Annotated in this window: 3 protein-coding genes; 1 reads left to right on the forward strand and 2 read right to left on the reverse strand. The window is 34.2% G+C overall.

Annotation, left to right across the window (positions count from 1 at the left end):
• Window positions 1–547: 547 nt before the first annotated feature.
• Complete coding sequence (locus F6K22_RS38775; protein ID WP_293110255.1) at window positions 548–898, reverse strand: hypothetical protein; 351 nt, start codon at window positions 896–898, stop codon at window positions 548–550.
• 179 nt (window positions 899–1,077) lie between these two features.
• Complete coding sequence (locus F6K22_RS38780; RefSeq protein WP_293110257.1) at window positions 1,078–1,842, reverse strand: SDR family oxidoreductase; 765 nt, start codon at window positions 1,840–1,842, stop codon at window positions 1,078–1,080.
• Between the two features lie 324 nt (window positions 1,843–2,166).
• Here F6K22_RS38780 and F6K22_RS38785 point away from each other — a divergent pair.
• A partial coding sequence (locus tag F6K22_RS38785) for a type 2 periplasmic-binding domain-containing protein (RefSeq protein WP_293110259.1) occupies window positions 2,167–2,417 on the forward strand: 251 nt, incomplete at its 3' end.

Raw genomic sequence — 2,417 nt, forward strand, 5'->3', positions numbered from 1 at the left:
GCTCTGCTAACGCACTACACCCTTTTCCCAGTCCAATAAGGGTTTTCTTTTAATTGAATTATTCCTCAGCTCCCGAACGCAAATCCCTATCTATACATAGCTTTCAACTAGCTTGTCACCCCGTGAGCATTGAACCACATTATAAAGAATGATAACCCAGTAGGGACGTTGCATGTAACATTCCTACTATGTGGTCTACTCAAATGAAAAGCTTTGTAATCCTCCTACTTCAGATTTGAGTTACTGATAACTGATAACTGATAACTGAAATTACCCTTGTATTTACTCAAGTAGCAGTTAAATAAAATCGATAAAAAGGAAGAAGGCTTTAGTAGCACTTTGTAGGTTGGGTTGACGCAGGAAACCCAACAGTATAATTTCTAAGTACCACTAACAATAAGGTTGTATAGCGCTACGCATTAAGGCTCTTGACATTTATAAATCCTGAAACCCTTTGACAGTTTACTATTCCCTCTGACCTATTCCCTATTCCCGATTCAAGTAGCGCTATATTTGTTGGGTTGCGAGATACGCTTAACCCAACCTACTACTGTGGAAGATAATCGCGCTTTATTTCTACTTCGGCGCAAATAACCTCAACTGCAACATTGCCATAAATAGTAATAATATGTAACGGAGGTTCATTTTCAATATCTTTGCTAAGAAACGAATATTTTATCAAATCATCCTCTGTTATTTTTCTATATTTATGAGTGATTTCGATAGCATCTATAAAATCTTCTTCAAAGCTGAAAGAATTTTTTGAAATATTCAATAGAAGAATATTTTTTAGAAGAATAAGTAGCTGATGCTCAATATTAGACATTTCGACATGAAAACTTGAGCCATTAGCTTCAAATATAATTGAATCAAAATATGTAAGAGGAAGTTGTGTCAAGAAAAAGTTACTCACGTTTTGAAAGTTGCTGTAGGATCGGGATAACTATTTTATTGTCCTGAAGTTTGTAGGTTGGGTTTCCTGCGTCAACCCAACAGTATAATTTCTAATTCCCATTAACAATAAAGTTCTATTTGTTGGGTTGCGAGATACGCTTAACCCAACCTACTACTATTTTCTTATGTTTCTTGTGCTGAAGTAAATAATGTTTGCCAAAATAACGATTTATCATTATCAGGAATTTCGTTTTTTCCAGCCTGATTAATTATCTCAAAAGTTTGATTAATTGTACAGTCTAATTTGAGAGCTTCTACACAAGCTTCAGCAACAATAATTCTGCTGGTTTCACCTAATAATTTATCTCCTTGACCAATAATAATTTTTTGACGATTTCCACTTGTTGCTTTGATTAATGTATTCAAATCGTAAGAAGTATAAGGACCGTCTGTTAATCTACCTGGTCTAATAATTGTGTAAGGTAAACCAGAACTCTTTAATATGTTTTCTGCTTTTAATTTACAATCTAAAACTCCAAATAAATTGAGAATTTTATAAGGAAATTGATTGGAACGTTCGACTCCTGCGGAAGAAACTAAAATAAATCGTTTTAAATTAGGAGGCATCACATTAATTAAGTTTTGATTGCCTAAATAATCCGTATTTTCAGGATTGTTACCTCCCCACCATCTAGTTGAGGGAAAAGCTGTAGTTCCGAGACAAGAAATAGTGGCATCTATTGGTTGATTTGCCAGACATTTTTCTAAGGATTTTTGTTCGCGAACATCTCCTGTCAAAATTTTGATATTTGCTGAATCACCAAATAACTTTTGAGCTTTTTCCAGATCTCTAACTATGGCAATAATTTGATAATTTTGGGCGATTAATTTGGCAACTACTATTTGACCTACTCCCCCTGTTGCTCCTAAAACTAGAATGTTTTTCATTAATGGATAATGGATAATGGATAATGGATAATTACCTCTGGTTAAAACAAATGCGGGAATTGAATATAAGGAAATATCCTAGCACTTTTTTCCCTGTCAAGGGGAGGCTTTTAACCAAGGTATTTAATTAATAATTATTAATTACTAATTATTCGGTAATTTGATTGGGATATGGAGTTTGTTTTTCTGTTATATTGTTATTCATAAATTTCAGTTTTGATATTATTAACTAAAGCTTCGATCGGCCAGCAAAACCAATAGCTGACAGCTGAATGCTTACGGTATAATTATATTTTATAGCCAATCCGAACCAGGAAACAAAAGATGAATAACTGGAAAAAATATCTAATGAATGCTGCTTGTGCTTCTCTATGTTTATTAGGCTTTAATACAGTTGTCCTAGCTGTTACCCCTGAAACAAAGATTGTGCCAACTCCAAAATATCAACTGGCTCAAACTCCTGTTGGTTATTGTACAGTATCAGACCCAACTGATTCACCTCTGAATATTCGAGAAAGACCAAATGGCGAAGTAATTGGCATCCTGGAAAATGGTACAGTAGTGGCTATTGGAGA

The organism is Okeania sp. SIO2F4, from assembly GCF_010672385.1.
Taxonomy (GTDB): domain Bacteria; phylum Cyanobacteriota; class Cyanobacteriia; order Cyanobacteriales; family Microcoleaceae; genus Trichodesmium.

Bases quoted from the DNA above. Each gene is read 5' to 3' on its own strand.
- F6K22_RS38780 (WP_293110257.1), bottom strand. From the start codon at position 1,842: ATGAAAAACATTCTAGTTTTAGGAGCAACAGGGGGAGTAGGTCAAATA.